The 20,170-nt window shown below is 49.6% G+C and carries 19 protein-coding genes; 9 read left to right on the forward strand and 10 right to left on the reverse strand.

Going from position 1 to position 20,170, the window contains the following annotated elements; genetic code table 11:
• Both Q0X35_RS00855 and Q0X35_RS00860 read left to right on the forward strand, forming a co-directional pair.
• Nucleotides 1-183 (forward strand): hypothetical protein (locus tag Q0X35_RS00855; RefSeq protein WP_297564470.1); only part of this gene is annotated, 183 nt, incomplete at its 5' end.
• Between the two features lie 35 nt (nt 184-218).
• Nucleotides 219-890 carry a response regulator transcription factor gene (locus tag Q0X35_RS00860; RefSeq protein WP_073995706.1) on the forward strand — a complete coding sequence of 224 codons (672 nt, stop codon included), beginning with the start codon at nt 219-221 and terminating at the stop codon, nt 888-890.
• 72 nt (nt 891-962) lie between these two features.
• Here the strand turns inward: Q0X35_RS00860 and Q0X35_RS00865 are convergent, their stop codons facing one another.
• Complete coding sequence (locus Q0X35_RS00865) at nt 963-1,970, reverse strand: LacI family DNA-binding transcriptional regulator (RefSeq protein WP_297564473.1); 1,008 nt, start codon at nt 1,968-1,970, stop codon at nt 963-965.
• A gap of 216 nt (nt 1,971-2,186) precedes the next feature.
• Between Q0X35_RS00865 and Q0X35_RS00870 the strand changes: the two genes are divergently transcribed.
• A complete protein-coding gene (locus Q0X35_RS00870) occupies nt 2,187-3,590 on the forward strand; it encodes a sugar porter family MFS transporter (RefSeq protein WP_297564475.1) in 1,404 nt (467 codons plus the stop codon).
• Nucleotides 3,591-3,609: 19 nt separating this feature from the next.
• Nucleotides 3,610-4,572 (forward strand): carbohydrate kinase, encoded by a 963-nt coding sequence (locus tag Q0X35_RS00875; RefSeq protein ID WP_297564477.1) that lies wholly within the window; start codon nt 3,610-3,612, stop codon nt 4,570-4,572.
• Here Q0X35_RS00875 and Q0X35_RS00880 read toward each other — a convergent pair.
• Nucleotides 4,569-5,384 (reverse strand): FadR/GntR family transcriptional regulator, encoded by an 816-nt coding sequence (locus Q0X35_RS00880; RefSeq protein ID WP_297564478.1) that lies wholly within the window; start codon nt 5,382-5,384, stop codon nt 4,569-4,571. The genes Q0X35_RS00875 and Q0X35_RS00880 overlap by 4 nt on opposite strands.
• A 91-nt stretch (nt 5,385-5,475) precedes the next feature.
• Entirely contained in the window at nt 5,476-6,873 is a 1,398-nt protein-coding gene (locus Q0X35_RS00885; RefSeq protein WP_297564479.1) for a gluconate:H+ symporter, read from the reverse strand.
• Between the two features lie 203 nt (nt 6,874-7,076).
• Here Q0X35_RS00885 and Q0X35_RS00890 point away from each other — a divergent pair, with 203 nt between their 5' ends.
• The 5 genes from Q0X35_RS00890 (at nt 7,077) to Q0X35_RS00910 (ending at nt 12,471) form a co-directional block, all read left to right on the forward strand.
• A complete protein-coding gene (locus tag Q0X35_RS00890; protein ID WP_297564480.1) occupies nt 7,077-7,880 on the forward strand; it encodes a sugar phosphate isomerase/epimerase in 804 nt (267 codons plus the stop codon).
• A 108-nt stretch (nt 7,881-7,988) separates the two neighbouring features.
• Nucleotides 7,989-8,846 carry a phosphogluconate dehydrogenase C-terminal domain-containing protein gene (locus tag Q0X35_RS00895; protein ID WP_297564482.1) on the forward strand — a complete coding sequence of 286 codons (858 nt, stop codon included), beginning with the start codon at nt 7,989-7,991 and terminating at the stop codon, nt 8,844-8,846.
• A 169-nt stretch (nt 8,847-9,015) separates the two neighbouring features.
• Complete coding sequence (locus tag Q0X35_RS00900; RefSeq protein WP_297564484.1) at nt 9,016-10,743, forward strand: dihydroxyacetone kinase family protein; 1,728 nt, start codon at nt 9,016-9,018, stop codon at nt 10,741-10,743.
• A gap of 254 nt (nt 10,744-10,997) precedes the next feature.
• Nucleotides 10,998-11,240, forward strand: coding sequence for a CsbD family protein (locus Q0X35_RS00905; protein WP_297564485.1), 243 nt, complete (start codon nt 10,998-11,000; stop codon nt 11,238-11,240).
• A 541-nt stretch (nt 11,241-11,781) separates the two neighbouring features.
• Nucleotides 11,782-12,471 (forward strand): GntR family transcriptional regulator, encoded by a 690-nt coding sequence (locus Q0X35_RS00910; protein WP_297564486.1) that lies wholly within the window; start codon nt 11,782-11,784, stop codon nt 12,469-12,471.
• A 126-nt stretch (nt 12,472-12,597) separates the two neighbouring features.
• On the opposite strand, the gene Q0X35_RS00915 is transcribed toward Q0X35_RS00910, so the two are convergent.
• The 7 genes from Q0X35_RS00915 to Q0X35_RS00945 all read right to left on the reverse strand — a co-directional run bounded on the left by Q0X35_RS00915 (nt 12,598) and on the right by Q0X35_RS00945 (nt 20,095).
• Nucleotides 12,598-13,353 carry a triose-phosphate isomerase family protein gene (locus Q0X35_RS00915; protein WP_297564487.1) on the reverse strand — a complete coding sequence of 252 codons (756 nt, stop codon included), beginning with the start codon at nt 13,351-13,353 and terminating at the stop codon, nt 12,598-12,600.
• Complete coding sequence (locus Q0X35_RS00920) at nt 13,353-13,790, reverse strand: RpiB/LacA/LacB family sugar-phosphate isomerase (protein ID WP_297564492.1); 438 nt, start codon at nt 13,788-13,790, stop codon at nt 13,353-13,355. The genes Q0X35_RS00915 and Q0X35_RS00920 overlap by 1 nt, the downstream gene beginning before the upstream one ends.
• 250 nt (nt 13,791-14,040) lie before the next feature.
• Complete coding sequence (locus Q0X35_RS00925; RefSeq protein WP_297564494.1) at nt 14,041-15,414, reverse strand: GntP family permease; 1,374 nt, start codon at nt 15,412-15,414, stop codon at nt 14,041-14,043.
• Nucleotides 15,415-15,446: 32 nt separating this feature from the next.
• Nucleotides 15,447-16,214: an SDR family NAD(P)-dependent oxidoreductase gene (locus Q0X35_RS00930; protein WP_297564495.1), complete on the reverse strand. Its 768-nt coding sequence runs from the start codon at nt 16,212-16,214 to the stop codon at nt 15,447-15,449.
• Nucleotides 16,215-16,378: 164 nt separating this feature from the next.
• A complete protein-coding gene (locus Q0X35_RS00935) occupies nt 16,379-17,308 on the reverse strand; it encodes a sugar phosphate isomerase/epimerase (RefSeq protein WP_297564497.1) in 930 nt (309 codons plus the stop codon).
• A gap of 136 nt (nt 17,309-17,444) precedes the next feature.
• On the reverse strand, nt 17,445-18,728 hold the full coding sequence (locus Q0X35_RS00940) for an MFS transporter (RefSeq protein ID WP_297564498.1): 1,284 nt from the start codon (nt 18,726-18,728) through the stop codon (nt 17,445-17,447).
• Nucleotides 18,725-20,095: a glycoside hydrolase family 1 protein gene (locus Q0X35_RS00945; protein WP_297564499.1), complete on the reverse strand. Its 1,371-nt coding sequence runs from the start codon at nt 20,093-20,095 to the stop codon at nt 18,725-18,727. Before Q0X35_RS00945 ends, Q0X35_RS00940 begins: the two co-directional genes overlap by 4 nt.
• Between the last annotated feature and the right edge of the window lie 75 nt (nt 20,096-20,170).

Below are 20,170 nucleotides of genomic sequence, written 5' to 3' on the forward strand. Positions count from 1 at the left end.
CAAGGTATTAGCATTTCGGCGGAAAACGAGCTGGCGGAAAATGAAGAAAATGCCGAAAACTTCCTAACTACTGGATACGGAATGAAAGGAATTGCGGAGAGAGTAGAGATATTAGGCGGCAGTATTCAACAGAAAACTGAAGCAGGATACTTCAAGACTCATATTTGGCTTCCATGGAAATGACTTCTGGGTATTAGTAGTTCTGTATATTAGTAGTTGTGAAAGAAACCAAGCGCCCTTTAAAAGTGCTTATCGTAGATGATGATCCACTGCTGTGTAATGCTTTAGGTAATCTACTAGAGCAAGATCCACTGGAACGCATAGAAGTAGTGGGAGAAGCTTTTAACGCTGCCGAAGCTTATCGCGCGATAGAATCCCAGCGGCCAGACGTAGTCTTGATGGATATTAAATTACCGGGAGAAGATGGGATTCAGGCGACGGCTAATATCACGAAAATGCCGAATCCACCTCAAGTAATCGTCATTACTACTTTGGATTCCCAGCTAGAACCACTGCGCGCTATCGAAGCTGGAGCAGCTGCCTTTCTTTTGAAATCAGAAGATCCAAATTCTATTATCGAAGCGATTGTAGCGGTGGCGCGCGGAGAGGGAGCAGTTTCTGCAAAGACGGCGCGGCAACTTTTTACGCACTTAGAAGCGAGCTTTGCTACTCCGGAAAAAATTCGCGCCCAAAAATTAATCGCACAACTTTCTCCCGCTGAATTAGAAGTAGCTAAGTTAGTGACGCAAGGCCTGAGCAATAGTGAAATTTCTGCCCAATTATTTATCTCTACTAGTACGGTAAAGACGCATATCGCGGGAATTATGCAAAAATTTTCGGTGACTAATCGCGTACTTATTGCGGTGACTCTCACTTTGGCGCAGATTTAAGGCGCCGCAAACTAGAGTGGGGAAATTTTAAGGCGCGGCAAACTAGCACAAAGAAATTTAAGGCGCGGCAGATTAGAAACCCGTAAAGAGTGGCGGAATTTCTCCGGAACCGCGAATCTTGAATCCCGTAGGTACGATAATTTTTTCCGGCGGGCCAGAAATTTCTCCAGATAGCCGCCCAAAGAGCCGCTCAGCTGCCACACGCCCGATTTCTGCCGGATTCTGCGTGATTGCCGTCAAACCCACTTTGAATAAATCTGCATTAGGTAGATCGTCGAAAGAAACTACCGCTATTTTCTCTTCTAAACCGAGCTCCTGCAGGGCGTAGAGAGTACCAGCTGTCAGTTGATTCTGCGCGGCAAAAATAGCCGTCGGGGGCTGCGGAGCTGTCAATAATTCATGTACTGCCAAGCGCGCCGCGTCTTCCCCCGCTACCCCCAACTTCATGAGCTGAGGGTGCGGCGAAATTTTTGCTTCTGCGAGGGCGGCCAGATATCCCGCTTTGCGCAGCTGCGCCGTCTGGATATGCTCATTATCTCCGAGAAAGGCGATACGCCGATGGCCTTGACTGAGTAAATGCCGGACCGCCCGCACTGCCCCGACTTGATTATCAGAAACTATCGAATCGGCAAATTCTGATTCTGGGCTGCGATCTATGGCCACCAGTGGGCGGGAGATAAAAAGATCTGGCAGCCATTTATGCTCTTCTCCACTGGGAGAAAAAATTAAACCGTCAATTTGCCGGCTAGCGAGAATAGCGGCGCGCTCCTGAGCGAGCTGCACATTATTTGCCGAGCTCACTGCGAGCACCACTGAGGAATACTTATCGGCCACTTCCTCTAATGCCGCATGTACGGCACTGTCAAAAGGATTAGCTACCGAAGATACCAGCAGCCCCACCGTGCGCGAACGTCTATCGCGCCGGCGCAGCGATTGCGCTTGCAGATCTGCCTGATATCCCAAATCTGCAATGGCTTGGCGCACAGCTTGGGCAGTGGCAGTAGCTACCCCCGCTTCCGCATTTATGACTCGCGATACTGTCTTTACGCTGACACCCGCGTGCGCGGCGACATCTTTCATTGTTATTCGAGGACTAGGCATATAAATAAGTATTCCAGAAAAAAGCTAAAAGTAAATTCTAAATTCGCTTGCGCTCGCCAAAGTTGTCTGTTATTGTCTTTTTTATAGACAACGTTGTCAAAGATTAGGAATCACTCCTTTCTCCGCAACGAAGCTATTTACACCGCACGTAGATAATTCGTAAATTAAATACAGAAACACAGAAAGATACCTGCCATGCACACTGGAGAAAACACCTCTCAGAAATCTGGACCTACTCGGCTGGTGATTCGCAGCGCCATCGTCGCCGCTATTGGTGGCCTTATTTTCGGTTTCGATACTGCCGTAATTTCTGGTACTACTTCCGCCCTCGAAAAAGTATTCGGATTAGATAGTTTTGGCCTCGGAATCGCCGTTTCCAGCGCCACTATCGGCACTATTTTTGGCGCCATTTTCGCCGGCACCCTGGCCGACCGCTTTGGGCGGAAAAAGATGCTTTTCGCTATCGGAATTCTCTTCCTAGTCGGTGGTTTAGGCACTGCCCTAGCTCCCGCCAACGCTTACTGGTTCTTCCTCCTCGCTCGGCTCTGCGGTGGGATTGGCGTCGGAATGTCGAGCGTATGTGCCCCAATCTATACTGCCGAAATTGCTCCCGCTGCCCAACGCGGGCGCTTAGTGGGATTGGTGCAATTTAATATCGTGCTCGGAATCTTAGTAGCTTATGCTTCCAATGCAATCGTGCGCGAAATCGTATCCGGCCCGGAAGCTTGGCGCTGGATGCTGGGAGTAATGGTCATACCCTCGAGCATCTTCTTGCTGCTGCTTTTCTCGGTACCGGAGACGCCGCGCTGGTTGATGAGCCAAGGGCGCACGGCAGAAGCCACCGCTATTAGCCACCAACTTTGCCGCACCGAAGCAGAATCCGAAGTAGAAATTGCAGAAATTCGTGCTCAGATAGCTGCCGATGCCGCCCATAAAGGCGTAAAAATTGCTTTCTTCACTAAGCGCTACCGCCGCGTAATTTTGCTCGCTTTCGCTATCGCAATGTTCAATCAGCTTTCGGGCATAAACGCTATTCTCTACTACGCCCCCATGGTAATGCAGGAGGCAGGAGCTGCGGAAAGCGCCTCCTATCTCATGTCAATCGCCGTCGGCTTTATGAACCTAATCGCCACCATGACCGCCCTCACCGTAATCGATAAACTAGGCCGGCGCACGCTCATGCTAGTAGGTTCAATCGGTTATCTAATCAGCCTCGGCTTCCTCACTTTCGTAATGTTCCGCTTCGAAGGTAATTTCACTTCCGAATCGTCAGTAATGGTCTTAATAGGGTTGCTGGTATTTATTGCGGCACACGCTTTCGGGCAAGGCTCGGTAATCTGGGTATTTATCTCAGAAATTTTCCCCAATCGCGTGCGCGGGCGGGGGCAATCCCTCGGATCGACCACCCACTGGGTATTTGCCGCTATCACTTCTTTCGCTTTCCCCTCTATGATTAAACTGCTCGGAGGCGGAGTAAGCTTCTTAATCTTCTTCTGCTGTATGGCTGCCCAGCTTTTCTGGGTACTGAAACTCATGCCGGAAACCAAGGGCGTACCCTTAGAAGAAATGGCAGAAAAACTGGGACTAGAAAATGACTAAGCAACTAGGAGAAACACCAATGAAAAACCCCTCAGTAGCACCTGTACTCTGCCTCGGAGAAGCTCTTATTGACGTCATCTCCCGCACCGGCCAAGCTACGGAAGAGCACGTCGGAGGCAGCCCCCTCAATGTGGCTTGTGGATTAGCCCAGCTCGGCCACCCCACCTTAATGGCCTCTTGGTGGGGAGCAGATAGACACGGAAAAATGATTGCCGATCATCTAAATGCCGCCGGAGTAGGAATTGTGGACGGCAGTGATCAGGCTGCTCAGACCCCTATCGCTGATGCGCAGATCGATATTAACGGGCAAGCCACTTACCATTTCGATTTAGATTGGCAAGTACCAGAACTACCCGCAATGGCAGATATAGCGCATCTCCATATTGGCAGTTTCGGCGCCACACTCGAACCGGGCGCCGAGGAAGTATTGGCAGCGGCCAAAGCCATGGCTATTACCGGCACCCTCAGCTACGATCCGAATGCTCGACCTTCTATTATGGGCGATCCAGAAAAAGTACGGGAAAGAGTAGAGGTGCTGATTGGGCTATCCGATTTAGTGAAAGCCAGCGACGAAGATGTAGCTTGGCTATATGGGCCCGATACTCCGCTGGAAGAGGTGCTGCGGCGCTGGTTAGAACTGGGAGCAGGCATGGTAGTGATTACGCGCGGGCCGTGGGGAGCATATGCAAAAGTCGCAGGTGATCGCGACATGCTGGTAGTGGATCCGCTCAATATCGAAGTAGCCGATACCGTAGGGGCAGGAGATTCCTTTATGGCCGGGCTTATTTCCGGATTATTGGACGCGGGGCTGCTGGGAAGTGCGCAAGCAAAGACGCGCCTGCGCCAAGCCACTCTCGCCGATGTGCGCAAAGCACTACACCGCGGCGTAATTACTTCCGGTTTGACGGTGAGCCGCGCGGGAGCCTATGCGCCAGATCGCGCTTGCATTAAACAAGTACAGACGGCAAATCCACAGCTCTAATGCAGTAAATCCGTATCCGCCGCATCCGGCTTTCCTTGTGCATAATTTGCTCGCAACAATCTCTCATTAGCTGATTTCATATGCTCATGCATTACATCTACAGCTTGCAAAGGGTCAGTGGAATCTAAAGCGCGAAAGATATCCAGATGCTCTGCATAAGCAATCTGCATATCCTTATTAACTTTTAGTTGATTACGCACCCAGATAGAGAGCATTCTGCGCAGAGTAGAAAGCAAATTTTTCAGCGTTTCATTGCCAGCTAGTTCCGCCATCTCAATATGAAAAGCTGCATCGGCATCGATAAAAGCAGCCATATTATCGGAATTGATACTCTCCTCTTGCTCTTCCAAACAGTCACGCATTACGCGCAGCGTCTTCAAAGGCTGGGGATCTTTCACTAAAGATTCGGCCGTGAGCTGCACCGCCAGTACTTCCAATGCCGAGCGTATACGCAAAATATCTGGATAGTCGGCGGGTGCTAGCAGCATCACCCACTGCAAGCTATCAGATAATAATCCCGTACCGCCGGCTCGCACATAGGCACCAGAACCGGGGCGAATTTCTACTACCCCGAGAATTTCCAATACGGTAAGGGCTTCGCGAATAGTAGTGCGGCCTACTTTCAAAGCCTCTGCCAGAGCGCGCTCCGCCGGCAATCGCTCCTCCGGCTTGTAATCACCGGTAGTAATCTGCGCCAGAATATACTGGGCAGCCTCCGCCGCTTCGGAAGTAGAATTGACCGTCAAATTAAGCGGGGTAAAATTTCCTTTTTCCTGCGCTAACCGACGCAAACGATTTTCACTCACCTGCATAATGATACTCTATCCTGCACTTTTTGCCAGAAATCAAAGAGGGAGAGCCCAGCTGGACTCTCCCTCCTATTAGCAGTTATTTCTAATTAACTTAGGAAACTATTACCCAGAGGATAGAAATTATAATCATTCCAAGCCAGCCAGAGGCAGTAGTTCCAACTGACCAAGTACGCAAGCCGTCTTTCACAGATAGACCCATAAACTTGGTGGCAATCCAGAATCCGGAATCGTTAATATGAGAAAGAGCTACCGAGCCCATACCAATCGAAAGCAGAATCAGCACTACTTGTATCTGCGAATAATCTCCTGCGAGCACCGCACTCTGCACCAAACCAGCAGCTGCCAAAGCAGCTACCGTGCCCGAGCCCTGCGCAATCTTAAATACCGTGGCGATTAAGAAGGCGAGGAAGAAGATCGGCAAACCAGTGGAGAGAAGAATATCCGATACGGCCGCACCTACTCCAGATTCAGTAAGTACCTTGGCGAATACGCCGCCAGCACCCGTCACGAGAATTACGATAGCTGCCGGCCCTACGGCGTCATCCATCAACTTGGAGATATGATCCGCCGAGAAACCACGGGCGATACCGAGTAGATAAAACGATAAAATAGCCGAGAAGAGCAGTGCGAACTGCGAAGAACCAGCAAACTGAGTGATTGCCCGGCCAGTGGAACCTTCTGGGAATATAAGAGCACCTAGCGTACCGCAAGTAATCATGAAGATAGGCAACAGAATCGTGAAGACTACTAGACCTGCCGAAGGGCGCCGAATTACCGTACCATCTTCCAGCGTCATCGTCTTAGAAGTATTATACGGATCTGCTTCAATTGTTTCGGCGTAACGGGTAGCCACTTCGGGCGTAAGCGCATATTCTTTGCGGTTGATCACTTTCTTAAAGAGGAAGTGCACCATGAAGCCAATGGGAAGAGCCAAAGCGAGACCGACTATCGTCACTAGTCCCATATTTCCTTCCAATAATCCGGTAGTGCCTACGATTCCCGGATGCGGAGGTACAGAATTATGGATGAACACCATCAATACCGCAACTGGCATACCGATTATTGCGGGGCTCTTAACTCCAGCAGCTTTGGCGAAAGAAAAGATAATCGGCACTAAAATAATGAATCCCACATCGAAGAAAATCGGAATTCCGACCAGCGCAGAGGCAACTAACAGAGCCGGTCCGATACGATCTTTGCCGTATCTTCTCGTAAAGGCTTCGGTGAGCACTTCCGCACCACCAGATTTTTCAATTGCGCCACCGAGCATAGAACCTAGACCTACTAGAATAGCTACAGACCCGAGAGTGCCACCCATGCCGGCAATCATCGTCTTTATTACTTCTTCCATGGGGATACCTGCGGCTAATGCCGTGCCGGCAGAAACGGCCAATAAGGCAATAAATGCCGGCCACTTTAGCTTCATCACCAGCAAAAGTAAAAGAGCAATCGCTAAAATAGCGACTCCGATTAAATAAGTTGTATTCAATTTATTCTCGCATTCTATAAAACGCTTCTTTGCGTTTGTAACTACAGTCCTCGTAGTAAAGTCACCTGACTTGTAAACCAGTATGCAGTAAATAATAAGTTTGGTCAACCGCTTAAGCAATTTTGCTTAATTGGTTGACCAAAAACCTTTTTTAGGTAATAATCTAACTAAACGCAAATACGGACTCACCAATGGAGGTGGAAATGCGTATAGGAATCGGAACCTATGCCCTATTTTGGGAATGGTCAGAGCGAGTACCTAATCCAATATCTTTAGAAGGTATGCTCGATCGCACTGCAGAACTGGATTGCAATGTCTTTCAGATTTGCGATTACCCACTTTTAGAGACTTTTGACGCCACGCATTTACGCGATATTAAAGAACAAGCTACCACCCAAGGAATCGCTCTCGAAGTGGGCACCCGCGGTACAGAACTCGAAACTCTCGAAAAATATCTGCAGCTAGCGCAGGCGCTGGACGCCAAAGTAATTCGTTCGATGGTGCAGGTAGGAGAAGGAAAACCCGCTCTGGAAGAAAGTCTGCAAAACATCAAAGCAATTGTGCCGCAATTAGAAGAAAAAGGCATCGATTTAGCTTTCGAAACTTATGAACAGCTCCCCACTACCCAGTTAGTAGAGCTAATTCAAAAAGTAGGCAGCGAGCGCGTAGGGGTAGCTTTAGATCCGGCAAATTGTGTGGCCGGCCTGGAACACCCCCGCGATGTAATCGATAGATGTGCTCCCTACACCTTGAATTTACACGTGAAAGATTTTGCTTTCTCTCGGCAAGCCGGTTGGATAGGATTCACCTACGCCGGAGCCAATATGGGCGAAGGTCTCTTAGATTACCGCTACGAACTGGAGAAAGTGCAGCCCACAGCGCGCGGTATCAGCCAGATAGTAGAGCACTGGCTGGTATGGCAGGGTGATCCAGAAATTACCGTGCGGATGGAGCGGGAGTGGACAAAGCAAACTCTGCAAGTAATTAAAGCGCAAGCCGCTAAATAACCTAGCAAAACTACTTCCATCAAAAAAGCAAGAATCGTTCAAAAAATAAGAACCTTTCAAGTTTCCTAAACAAAATAAACAATAAATATAAAAGGAGAATGAATCGATATGGCAACGAAGCTAAACATCGCAGTAATTGGCGCCGGCGGGAAAATGGGAATGCGAGTTTCCCCGAATCTGGCTAGCCACCCCGAATACAACGTAAAGTTCTGTGAAGCTGGCGAAGCGGGCATCAAGCGCTCAGAAGAAGCTGGCCGGCCGATTACTCCCACGCCGGAAGCAGTAAAAGACGCCGACATCGTAGTATATGCAGTACCGGACCGGGCACTGAATAAAATTACTACCGAGATTGTCCCACTGCAAAAGCCAGACTCGGTGGTACTCACCCTCGATCCAGCGGCTGCTTATGCGAACCAGCTCTTCATCCGCGATGATTTGACCTATATCGTCTGCCACCCGGCACATCCGTCCGTATTCTTAGAGCGCAAGACGGACGAAGAATATGCCGATACCTTCGGCGGTGTGGCCGCAGCTCAGCACGTGCTGGCCGCTATGGACACCGAATCTGAGAAATGGCAGCCCATCGGCGAAGAAGTAATCGCCAATATGTTTGCTCCGGTAGTAGCCGTGCACTGGGAGTCGGTACACGATCTCGCCGTACTCGAACCGACTTTGAATGAAACCATCGGCTGCATGATTGGCCAGTTCCTCAAAGACGTACTCGATTACACCGTAGAGGTGACCGATATGAAGTACGAATCCGTAGAAGCTATGTTCTTCGGACACATCTTCATTGCTCTGACCAATGCGCTGCGCGGATCTAACCCCTTCTCTGACGCCTGCCTCTTGGCCATGGATTACGGACGGGAAAGAATCATCAACCCGAACTGGAAAGAAGTATTTAAAGACGAAGACCTCGACATAGTGCTGGCTAAGATGCTGGAACTAGACAAGATTGAGCGTTAATTTTTCAGATGCGGGCGGCGGCTTTTCTAGTTGCCGCCCGCACTTCTCTTTTAATCTCTAATATATTTACCAAATTTATATCCCCACCTAAAAATATCTGCATAGGTTCTTCGTAATCTGTGCAGACCTGCAAATCTGTATAAACTCGTAAATCTGCATAAACCCCGGAGTGAAATTGACCTATTTAGTTAATAACCCAGAAGAGTTCGCTGCTGATTCCTTAAAAGGATTCATTGCGGCATACGAAAATTATGTGCAGCCAGTGCACGGCGGCGTAGTGCGCACTAACGGCAGTCCACAGGGAGAAACTGCTCTCGTAGTCGGGGGAGGCTCGGGGCATTATCCAGCTTTTGCCGGTTGGGTAGGGCCAGGAATTGCCCACGGCGCCGTATGCGGCAATGTATTCGCTTCTCCCTCCGCCTCGCAAGTGCGCTCCGTCGTAAAAGCGGCTGATAACGGCGGAGGCGTAGTGCTACTTTTCGGTAACTATGCAGGCGATGTGCTTCACTTCGGCAACGGCGCAGAACAGCTCCGCGCCGAAGGAATCGACGTGCGAATCGTGACTATCTCTGACGACATCGCTTCCAACTCTCCGGACAAACATGACGATAGACGCGGCATCGCGGGCGATCTTTTTGTAGTGAAAATTGCTGGAGCAGCAGCGGCAGCCGGGAAAGATGTAGACAGCGTAGAAGCTGTGGCCAGAAGAGCTAATGAGCGCACCCGCTCCCTCGGAGTAGCTTTTAGCGGATGTACTCTACCGGGAGCTCAGAGCCCACTTTTCACCGTGGCATCCGGCACTTTCGGATTGGGTCTAGGGATCCACGGGGAAAAAGGAATCTCGAATCACGAGATGCTGCCAGCTCGCGATATTGCGCAAATGTTGGTAGAAAAGGTGCTAGCAGAAGAGCCGCCGCGCGAAAATGGCTACCAAGGCCGGGTAGGCGTGCTACTAAATGGGTTGGGCGCCACTAAGTATGAAGAGCTTTTCGTGCTTTACGGATCAGTGGTAGAGCTATTAGAGCAACGCGGCTTACAAATCGTGGCTCCCGTAGTAGACGAGCAAGTAACCTCGCTAGATATGGCTGGGGTGTCGCTGAGTATTTGTTTCCTTGATGCCGAATTAGAAGAATACTGGCTAGCCGCCGCCGATACTCCGGCTTTCCGCAGAGGAGCCCTTTCTGCTGCGGAGAGTGCTGCGCCGACGCGGCGAATTGTGCCGAATGAAGAAGAGTTTGCTATTCCAGCCGGATCTCCTGAATCTGCTGCCTGCGCCGAAAAGGCGGCAAAAATCCTCGAAGTTTTCGAAAATACGGCGCGCGCAGCGGAAGCTGACTTAGGGCGAATGGATGCGATAGCGGGCGACGGTGACCATGGGCAAGGTATGACTCTAGGAACTACGGCGGCAGCTAAAGCGGCGCGCGCATGCGTGAGCGCCAAAGCAGGAGTTCGCACCCTACTGGTACGCGCCGGCGCCGCCTGGGCAGAAGGAGCCGGCGGTACTTCTGGCGCACTTTGGGGAGCAGCCTTGGGGCGCACCGGCAATTCGCTTTCTGATGAGCGGGCGCCGAGCACCCGCGAAATCCTCCAAGCCGTAGCTGCCGGAGCGCGGGCGGTGCCGGAAATGGGCGGTGCAAAAGTCGGCGATAAGACTATGGTGGATGCAATTATTCCTTTTGCAGAGGGAATCGAAAAACGCCTCGATTCGGCGGAACCCCTGGCAGCGATCTGGGCAGCAGCAGCTGCAGAAGCTCAGGCAGCTGCGGAAGCTACCGCCAATATCTCGGCGCAAAAAGGCCGGGCGCGTACCCATGGAGATGCCTCTATCGGCACTCCAGACCCGGGCGCTATCTCGTTCTCTCTTTTAATGCGGGCAGCTGCTGCTACACTCTCCTAAACAAAAAAAGCAGCACTACCGAGTATGCCAGCCGGCGTGGATTCTCTGGATTACGCCGGCTGGCAGCTTTTTAGCTTTTGTTTTCGGGTTTTGGTTTCCGCCTTTTCCGCTTTTGTTTTCTCTTTTCTATTTTCGGAAGCTCTTGGTAGATAATTTTCTTTTCGCCTATTTCGCTACCAGCTATAAAATACTCAAAATTTCAAATATGTGTAAGACTGGAGAAGTAGGTATAGGAAACTATTTAAGGAGTGTTTATGTCTACTTTGGAAAATAAATTCGATGAAGCCGCCGGAAAAGCCAAAGAAGTAGCTGGCGAAGTGGCTAATGATAAAGATATGAAGGCAGAAGGTAAGATTCAGAATACCGAAGCAAAAGTAAAAGAAACTGCCGAAAATATCGGCAAAAAAGCTAAAGACACCGCAGAAGATATTGAAGCAGGTGCCAAGAAGCTGGCCGAGCGGGCAAAGAATGCTCTGCACGGCAAAGGCAAAAACTAAAGTACTGATAAAAAAGTATCGATAAATTAGATTTGAGCGGGCGCCTCTGGATCAAAATTCCGGAGGCTCCCGCTTTTAATATATCTTTTCGTTAGTACCGCTTCTAAGTACTGCAGGGCAATAATTTTGCGGGCACGGTGGCAATTCCACTCCGTCTAGCATCAGACTTTATCTGATGCGTAATTTCTAACAGGAGCTGTACTTCACGAAAAGCTATACGAGGCGAAATATGTGCGCCGCAAAAAATACTCCAGCGAAAATTTACTTATCTGAAACCGAAATTTACTTATCTGAAACCGAAATTTACTTATCTGAAACCGGTAATAACAGTAGACGTAGCAGAAATTGACGTCTAGACTTAAGTCCTCCGGTAAATGAATTGGCCTCGGTAATCTTCCCCAGATTTTACGCCGAGGCCAATTCGCTTTTCTCCGGCATAAAATAGCGCTTTTTTGATACACTATTCCAGATTAAAGAATCCGAGATTTCCACCCCTAAGGTGGCATAGTCACAGCAGTTACTAATTTACAGAGGAACCATTTTGAGCGAAAAATTTGCATCGCTGAAAACAGCCGGAGGCCTACCAGATACGGTATATGATCAACTCCTAGATCTTTTAACTTGGGGTGATCTCCCTCCCGATTCTGGACTTTCCATAGATGGTCTAGCGGCTCAGCTAGAAATTTCCCCCACTCCCGTGCGCGAAGCTTTAGCCCGCCTAGAAGCTACTGGCTTAGTGCAACGCAAAGCCCGCCGTGGATATCGGGTGGCGAAGCCAATGTCGCAAAAACAAATGCGGGAATTAGTAGATGCTCGCCTCGTATTGGAGATGGGCACAATTGCGCGGGCAATGCAGCACCGCAGCGAACTGCTCCCCGATCTAGAAGCTGCTTTTAAGAGACACGAAAAAAGCGCCCAGCGAATTTTAAATATGACGGCGGAAGATAACCCGCAAGAAGCCGTGCGGGATTATTTTGCCGACGATTGGTCTTTCCACGAGGCGATATTGAATCACTGCGGCAATCGCTATTTAGTGCACGCGGTAAATTCGCTTTCTTTCCGCGTACATCGTATGCGTCAAGCAATCGGATCTGGAATATCTGACGCCGAATATGCTCTCGCAGAGCACCGAGAGATTCTAGAAGCGGTACGCAGAGGAGATACTGCTGGCGCAATCGCTGCTATGGAGCGGCATCTCGATAAATTAGATACGCGAGTGGCTCAGAGCTAAAGAGCCCAGAGCTAAAGAATAGCGCGAAACTAAAACTAAAGAATATAACGCACCAAAAATTAAAGCCGCTTTTCTAAGAAAATCAAAATCTTAGAAAAGCGGCTCTAATAATGCTCGCAACTACACTTAGGCGCGCGCTGCCGTTTCCTTTGCTACTTCCCAAAAAGCCTGTGGATCGTGGGCGAAGCGCCCTAAGAATAATCCATTTATACTCTCATCTAGTTGAGAAATAAGCCCCGGCCCAGCAGAACCACCATAAAGAATAGTGAGGTTCAAATCCTGCGTAGTGGCATTTTCTGCTAATTGCTGGCGGATATTGCGGCAAACCTCTGATACATATTCCGGGCTGGCTGGTTTCGGCGCACCAATCGCCCAATAGGGCTCGTAACCTAGCCACAACTCAGCTGGTTTCCCGTAGCGCAGAGCAGAAAGTACCTGCTCTAGGCAAATCTGCGCTGCTTCGGCGGCCGACATTTCCGTAGCTTCACCTATGCAGAGCAGCGGAATTAAATCATTTCGCGCCGCGGCTTCCACTTTGCGCGCCACCATATCCTCGTCTTCTCGGAAAATAGTGCGGCGCTCGGCATGCCCTACTTCTACTACCTTTGATCCCAACTCAGCTAAATCGCTACCGGACACTTCGCCGGTGAAAGCGCCTCTATCAGCTGGTGCTAAATCTTGCGCACCCAATAGAAAAGGAGAATCTTGGAAAATCTCCGCCGCTTCTACTTGAGTGAGAAAATCCGGCAATACCGCTAGGCGCACTTTCGCCGCAGTATCTGGATCAGCAGCTGCTAAATCTCTCACTGCTTGGCAATAGGAAAGAGTGCGGCCGCGCGGAAAATACATTTTCAGACTGACGGCCGTAACCGGCTTTTGCATCAGTTCGCTCCTTCGTATTCGCAAATCCGCGCTACTTTATCCCGCGAACGCGAATTCGGGTCGAATTCATGCTTCAGATATTCTTCTAAGAACATTTCCGCAGACTTAATGCCCACTACCTGCGCACCAATCGCAATCATATTGGCATTATTGCTGAGAGTGGCCCGCTGCGCCTGATAAATATCCGTGATGCAAGCACAGTAAGCACCCTTTACCTTATTAGCAGCGATAGAAACACCGATGCCGGTGCCGCATACCACTACTCCGCGGTCATATTCCCCAGCAGCTACCGCTTCTGCTACCGCTACTGCTACATTGGCGTAGATGGGATCATCTGCGCCGAAATCTTTTACTTCGTGGCCCAGCTCAGTAGCTTTTGCCATCAGTGCTTGTTTTAATTCAGTGGCGTTCGGATCACAGCCAAATGCGATTTTCATTTTTCTCCTCTTTATTTCTATTGCTAGTAATTTTATTTTAATAAATCTATAAAAGTTTTCTTCTCGGTTTCGCCCGCGCTAGCTCTTATTACGTTAGCTCTTAGCGCAATAATTTCCTGTTCCTTATTCTAAGTCTGCCAGAAATTATCCTGTTTCGAAAAAGTAACAGCGGTGCCAGGCTCATTTCACCCCAAGTTTTAAGAGTAGAGCCTGGCACCGCATTTACTTCGCACACCTATCGGAGAGAACTTTACATTGGAATCGGAATTAGGAAGGCACCGATCAATGCTTGTGCGAAGATGAAAATTGCCGAGATAAAGGAGCCGAGAGTGTAGGTCTTTAACCCTCCCGTCACCGTCAAGCCCGACATATTAGTCGCCACCCAGAAGCCAGAGTCATTCACGTGCCCGATAGAATTACCGCCGGAGAGGCAAGCGAGCGCTATCCATACCGGATGAATTCCTACCGCCGGGGCGACGGAGGCCATAATAGTCATGGAGGTCATGCCGGCTACCGTGCCGGAACCTTGAGCTACGCGGAATATCATTCCAATCAGGAAGCCGAGGCACATTACGCCAAGAGTGGAAGAAGTACCGGTCGAAAGCTTGGAAACTATTCCGTCTCCCACGCCAGCCTTCGCGATTACCGAGGCGAAGGCACCGCCTGCGCCAGTAATGAGAAGTACTACGCCGGCAGCTTTCAAGCCCTCTCCCACCGAATCTTCCAATTTATTGCGCCCGATGTACTTCACGGAAACTAAGTATGCTCCCAAAGTACCGAGCAGCATGGCGATGAGTTTATTGCCGAAGAACTGCGACCAAACCGGTGCTTCGTCAAAAAGCGCATTGCCTACCGTACCGAGAAGAATACAGACGATTGGAATAATAATCGGCAATGAAGCCAACAAGAAAGGTGGAGCTTTTTCCACCATCTGGGTGGCGTTACGCCGAGCAATGAGCTCATCGGTGACCGTCGAGGAATGATTTACATCTTTTTCCTCGTTCCAGATATTGAACCGATGATGAATCCATGAGAACACCAAGTTGGAGCAAATTACCGTAATGAAGCCGACTACCAGGCCTACTCCCAGCATAATTCCCAAATCAAATCCGAAGATATCGGCAGCTGCCAACGGGTTCGGAGTGGGTGGTACCACGCAGTGAGCGGTGGTGGCACCGATAGTGAGGAATCCCGTCACGTAGGCCATCTTCATATTGATCTTGGCGGCAATGGTGATGCCAATCGGAATCAAGATTACGAAGGTGACATCGAAAAATACCGGAATCGAGAGCACGAATCCGGCCAAGGAGACTGCCCACATTGCTTTATTCTCTGGGAATATCGCCATGATTTTATCGGCGATTACTTGCGCTCCACCTGAATCGGAAAGCAACTGCCCCAACATTATTCCAAAGCCAATGGGTAAGCCAATGCCAGCCATCATATTTCCGAAGCCACTCGAAGCAGCATCGATGGTGTCCAGTAGAGGTAGCCCAGTGGCTACGCCCAGATAGAGAGCAGCAATTACCATGGAAACTGCTGCATTCAGTTTAAGAGCGATAATTCCGATTAAAATTATCGAAATCGCTATTACTAGGTGAATGATTAGAAAAGTAGGACTCATGAATTTTCCTTCCGAAATATAGTTTCAGAAAATCAGTGCATGTGCTTTCCGCCGTCTACGTTCATTACTACTCCGTTTACGAAAGACGAATCCGGAGAGCAAAGGAAGGAGCAAACTGCCGCAATTTCTTCCGGCTGTCCCACGCGATCGAGCGGAATATTAGAAGACATGCTGGCTTTCCGATCCGGAGTAAGCTTGCCACCCATGATTTCCGTATCAATCGGTCCCGGGGCCAGCACATTGCAGGTAACGCCGTAGTGGCCAAATTCGCGAGCGCCACCGCGGGTAAGACCCACGATTCCGGCCTTTGCTCCGGCGTAGAGACCCTTGGAGAAGGTGCCGCCGCCGTCATAAGCAGTAATGGAAGAGAAGTTTACGATCCGGCCGAGCTTATGCTCTTTCATGAGCTCGAAAGCTCCGCGCATAAGCAAGAAAGTACCGCGGCAATTGACGCGGAATACCCGCTCGTATTCTTCGATGGTGGCTTCGCCCATCGGGGTAGGAGAAGCTACGCCTGCCGGATTTACCAACGCCACTAGCTGCGGCAGCTCCGCTTTAATTTTGGCAAAAGCGGCTGCTACTGATTCTTCATCTGCCACATCCAGGTGCAGGCCGATGATTTTCTTTTCCGGGAATTCTGCAGATATTTCTTTTACAAAAGCATCTACATTTTCAAACATGATATCGCCGACGGCTAGGTCGTAACCATCTTGCAGGAGCCGGCGTGCTACGCGGCGGCCAATACCAGCCGGCGCTCCGACACCAGTTACGAAAGCGGCGCGTTGTTGTGGAAATTCCATTTTTCCTCCTAGAAATTTATGTATAAAAATTGGTATCTCGATAGTTAAAAATTGATTACGAATTCTTGAACAAATAAATAAATTTATTTACTTGTGCCCAGCGGCGGGGCGTCTCTGCCCAGCCACCGTAGCTTCTTGACTGCCAAATTTTTTGGCTGGCAAATTTATTCCATAAATAGTTTTTGCGAATCCCGCAGCACGCTGCGGATATACTTAGCGTTAGTGGCACCTACTCCCAGCCAGTCCCCACCATAGTGCTCAGTCTGGAAGACGCCGCGATAGCCGAGACGAAGAGCCTGGCGAATTATCGATCGATAATTAATCCAGCCGGTTTCGAGCGAAGCCGGCGCCGAGAAGTAGGCGCCCGTACTCGGATCTTCGTCGCGAATATAGTTCTTTATATGCCAGTAGTTGGCATAAGGAAGCACTAAATCAAACATTTCTTGGTATCCGGGTATAGGCCGATGCAGGCGAATAAGGTTGCCGATATCAGGATTTATCCCCACTGCAGCGTGGTCACAATCTTTTACAAAAGCGACTGCATCTTCCGCGGTGCCCATATAGGTATCTTCATACATCTCCAAAGCAATCTCCATACCGTTTTGCGCGGCATGATCAGCTACTTCTCGGATTCTCTCAATCGCCAAGGGGCGCAGCTCTGCACTATCTTTATGCCCATCGGCATACCAAAACCACTGCGCTTTTTCTTGCACCGGCGTCAAATCTTGCATAAATCCGACGTTGAGTATGTGCGCTCCTAATTCCGCAGCCCGATCCAGAGCGACGTGCATACGCTGCACGTATTCTTCTCCATGCACTTTATCTACCGGGCTGCGCCGCCCGAAAGATACTCCCGGCACCGCTAACTCGTAGCTGGCGAGCAGTTTCTTAAATTCTGCAAATTTTTGGCTGCTCATTGTAGATATATTGACCCAGTCATCGATGGGATCTATTGCCTTATAACCAAGAGCCATTACTTGCTCAATATGATCGGCCCATTCCGAAGCAGCAGCTTCGTTTAACGGTGTACCGTCGGCAGCTTTATTGCCGAAATTCATTTTGCAGGAAATAGGCCAAGTATCTGCCGTATACATGTATCTCCCCTCATTGGGATATCTAAATTGCGGAAACTCCTCTTGCTTTCAGGCTATGTCCCCAAAAGATTAGGAGCAAGACCTCCGATGTCCTTTATATCCTATATCCTATACGATTCTTGTGCAAGCGTTTTTTCTAAGCCACGTGCCGCACCTTATAGATAAGGATTGCCCCCAGCAACGCCAAACTTCCCGAAAGAATATAAAGACCAGCGTAGCCTCCTAAATACTGCAAAGACGCCGCCGCAAATACCGGCGCGAGCGCATTCGGGGTAACTACGGCAATATTCATAATTCCAATATCGCGCCCGCGATTCGCTGGGATGGGAAGCACTTCGTTGATAAGGGCCTGATCTACCGCTATATAAGTACCCCAAGAAATTCCCAGTACTAGGGCGGCAATAATTACTAAAACAAATTGCGTGGCAAAAGCCATAATTAGGCAGGCTATCGCCACCCCCGCCGAGGCGGCAGCCACAAAAATCCGCCGCTTGTGGAGACGGTCAGAAAGTAAGCCAGAAACTACGGCGAAAATGAGTACTGCTACGGCGTAGATGCCGGTCAAAATGAGTACACCTAGATCCGGATCGGCAAGTTTTATTTTATCGCGCAAGTAGTAGAAGAGATAAAAAAGCGCCGTCACATTGCCGAGAGTTACCGCTAAGCGAGCGATGAATACCCAGCGGAAATCCGCATAAGGATGGGCAGCTTGTGCTTGCGCGCCCACTGGCTGACAAGAAGCGGCAGTAGCTTCATCTTTATCTTTATTTATGCGCGCAAAAGTCAGTACCTCGCTCCCGGTAGGCACATCGCGAAAATGCAGTAAAAACTGCATTACTAGCAGCATAGTAGCGGCCGCCGTCACCCAGTAAGCTGGAGTGAGGGAAAAGAGCGTGCCGATAGCCGTACCCAGCACCACTGCCAAAGTGTAAGTGAGGCCGAGTACCCCCGATACAAAACCGTATTGTTGGGTGGGCACCGTATCGGGAGCGACTGCTTGGCAAGCCCCTACGGCAGCCGCAATTACGATTTGAAATATCGCCCACGCGAGAATCATTTGCGCAAAATTAGGAGCACTACCTAGCCACACCAGACACAGCGCAGGTATGAGAGACCCGAGGAAAATCCAGGGGACGCGGCGCCCGAAACGCGAGCGCGTCCAATCAGAAAGATAACCCCAGAGTGGTGTGGCGATTACCGAAACTACCCCACCTACCGCCATTATTAAGGCAAAATACTTTTCTTTTTGCCCATCTCCATAGAAATTAAGGACTTGCTTGGCGATTAGCAATTGGCTCGGGGCAGCCCAAGCGATATTAATGCCCAAATAAGAAAGGCCGTAACGAGCAATCCAGCTGCGCGAAACGCGCGGGCGAGCATGCGGATCGAGAAAATTATTTACGCGCGTATCGCTGCTCATGGCAGGCGTACCTCCGCTTCGCTGCGATATTCTTGCCCACTCACATATTTGCGATACATTTCAGAATCAATAAGCCGCTTAGCAATTATTTCTTGGTAAAAATGCCCTGACGGTTTAACTATGCGCTCTTTGGTGTGGGGGTCGAGATATACCAAACCAAAGCGAGCGGCCATACCCTCACTCCATTCAAAATTATCTACAAAACACCAGTAGTAGTAGCGCTCAAAAGGTAAATCGCTAGCGGCAATACAGCGCAACTGATCGTAAATAAAACGCGGGCGGAAAGATTCCAGCTTTGTATCGGCAAGCCGCGGCGCCGCGGAAAGCTCCCCGATATCGCAGGTGCCATTTTCCGTCACCCAAATCGGACCAGGATATTTTTCAAAAAGCTTCTGAGTAATTTCTATTAAACCTTGCGGATAGATTTCCCACCCTAAATCATTGCGCGGAGTACCGGGCACTACCCCGTCATCTAATTTACTAGTAGCGGTACGGGAATAATAATTTATCCCCAAGTAGTCGTAATATTTTCCTTTTTCAATCTTTTCTTTCCGGCCAGCCGGGCGAGGCGAGCCGAGCAAGGGATGAAAACTTCCGCCCAGCATGGCATCGCTCAGTACATCTTGAAAAGCAAATTCCGAGAATTTAGTGAGCTGGCGCTGCAAGCGACTTTCCGGATTTAACGGCACAAAGGGGCGAATATGGTGGGCAAATCCTACTTTAGCTTCCGGCTGCAGCCGATGAATTAGCTGATAGGCGAGGCAGTGAGCTTGCGCGAGATGAAGCAGATTGGCACGCACCTTACGCCAAGAGGCTTCGTTCGGCGGAGCGGTGTGGAAAAGATAGCCTTGCGTCACGTATACATTTGGCTCGTTAATGGTCACCCATTCATCTACCAAATCTTTTAAGGCATTTACCGCGTATTCGGTGTAGCGGAGAAAAAGTGCCACTGATTCTGGGTTAGTGAATCCGTCTTTATCGGCAAACCAAATCGGATTACTGAAGTGATGTAAAGACACCAGCGGAATAATGCCGCGCGCGCGCAATTCACTGATTTCTTCTCGGTAATGCTCGATAGCGGCAGTGGAGAACTTTCCACACTCCGGTTCGATACGCGCCCATTCGAGTGACATTCGGTACACTTCGATACCTATTTCACTGAGGAGTTGGGTATCTTCTCGCCATTTTTCCCAATGGTCTACACACCGCTCAGGGTGAGAACCATCTTTTATATTTCCCGGAGTATTCGCCCAGTGATACCAATCATTATTGGTATCACCACCTTCAATTTGCAGGCTGGCGGTGGCGGTGCCTAAAAGTAAATTTTTCGGTATCTGTACTTCACTGTAGAGATTTTCGCTTCGCATGGAATCATGGTAACGCACTTTTTCGTTCTGTTTCGATTTTCAATATCTATTTATCTCGAGCAGAAAGCCTTTTTA

This window comes from uncultured Arcanobacterium sp., assembly GCF_947253055.1.
Classification (GTDB): Bacteria; Actinomycetota; Actinomycetes; order Actinomycetales; family Actinomycetaceae; genus Arcanobacterium_A.

Bases quoted from the DNA above. Each gene is read 5' to 3' on its own strand.
- Q0X35_RS00895 (WP_297564482.1), top strand. From the start codon at position 7,989: ATGGCAACGAAGCTAAACATCGCAGTAATTGGCGCCGGCGGGAAAATG.
- Q0X35_RS00925 (WP_297564494.1), bottom strand. From the start codon at position 15,414: ATGAGTCCTACTTTTCTAATCATTCACCTAGTAATAGCGATTTCGATA.
- Q0X35_RS00915 (WP_297564487.1), bottom strand. From the start codon at position 13,353: ATGCAAAAGCCGGTTACGGCCGTCAGTCTGAAAATGTATTTTCCGCGC.
- Q0X35_RS00920 (WP_297564492.1), bottom strand. From the start codon at position 13,790: ATGAAAATCGCATTTGGCTGTGATCCGAACGCCACTGAATTAAAACAA.
- Q0X35_RS00905 (WP_297564485.1), top strand. From the start codon at position 10,998: ATGTCTACTTTGGAAAATAAATTCGATGAAGCCGCCGGAAAAGCCAAA.
- Q0X35_RS00940 (WP_297564498.1), bottom strand. From the start codon at position 18,728: ATGAGCAGCGATACGCGCGTAAATAATTTTCTCGATCCGCATGCTCGC.
- Q0X35_RS00935 (WP_297564497.1), bottom strand. From the start codon at position 17,308: ATGTATACGGCAGATACTTGGCCTATTTCCTGCAAAATGAATTTCGGC.
- Q0X35_RS00945 (WP_297564499.1), bottom strand. From the start codon at position 20,095: ATGCGAAGCGAAAATCTCTACAGTGAAGTACAGATACCGAAAAATTTA.
- Q0X35_RS00890 (WP_297564480.1), top strand. From the start codon at position 7,077: ATGCGTATAGGAATCGGAACCTATGCCCTATTTTGGGAATGGTCAGAG.
- Q0X35_RS00865 (WP_297564473.1), bottom strand. From the start codon at position 1,970: ATGAAAGATGTCGCCGCGCACGCGGGTGTCAGCGTAAAGACAGTATCG.
- Q0X35_RS00930 (WP_297564495.1), bottom strand. From the start codon at position 16,214: ATGGAATTTCCACAACAACGCGCCGCTTTCGTAACTGGTGTCGGAGCG.
- Q0X35_RS00880 (WP_297564478.1), bottom strand. From the start codon at position 5,384: ATGCAGGTGAGTGAAAATCGTTTGCGTCGGTTAGCGCAGGAAAAAGGA.
- Q0X35_RS00870 (WP_297564475.1), top strand. From the start codon at position 2,187: ATGCACACTGGAGAAAACACCTCTCAGAAATCTGGACCTACTCGGCTG.
- Q0X35_RS00875 (WP_297564477.1), top strand. From the start codon at position 3,610: ATGAAAAACCCCTCAGTAGCACCTGTACTCTGCCTCGGAGAAGCTCTT.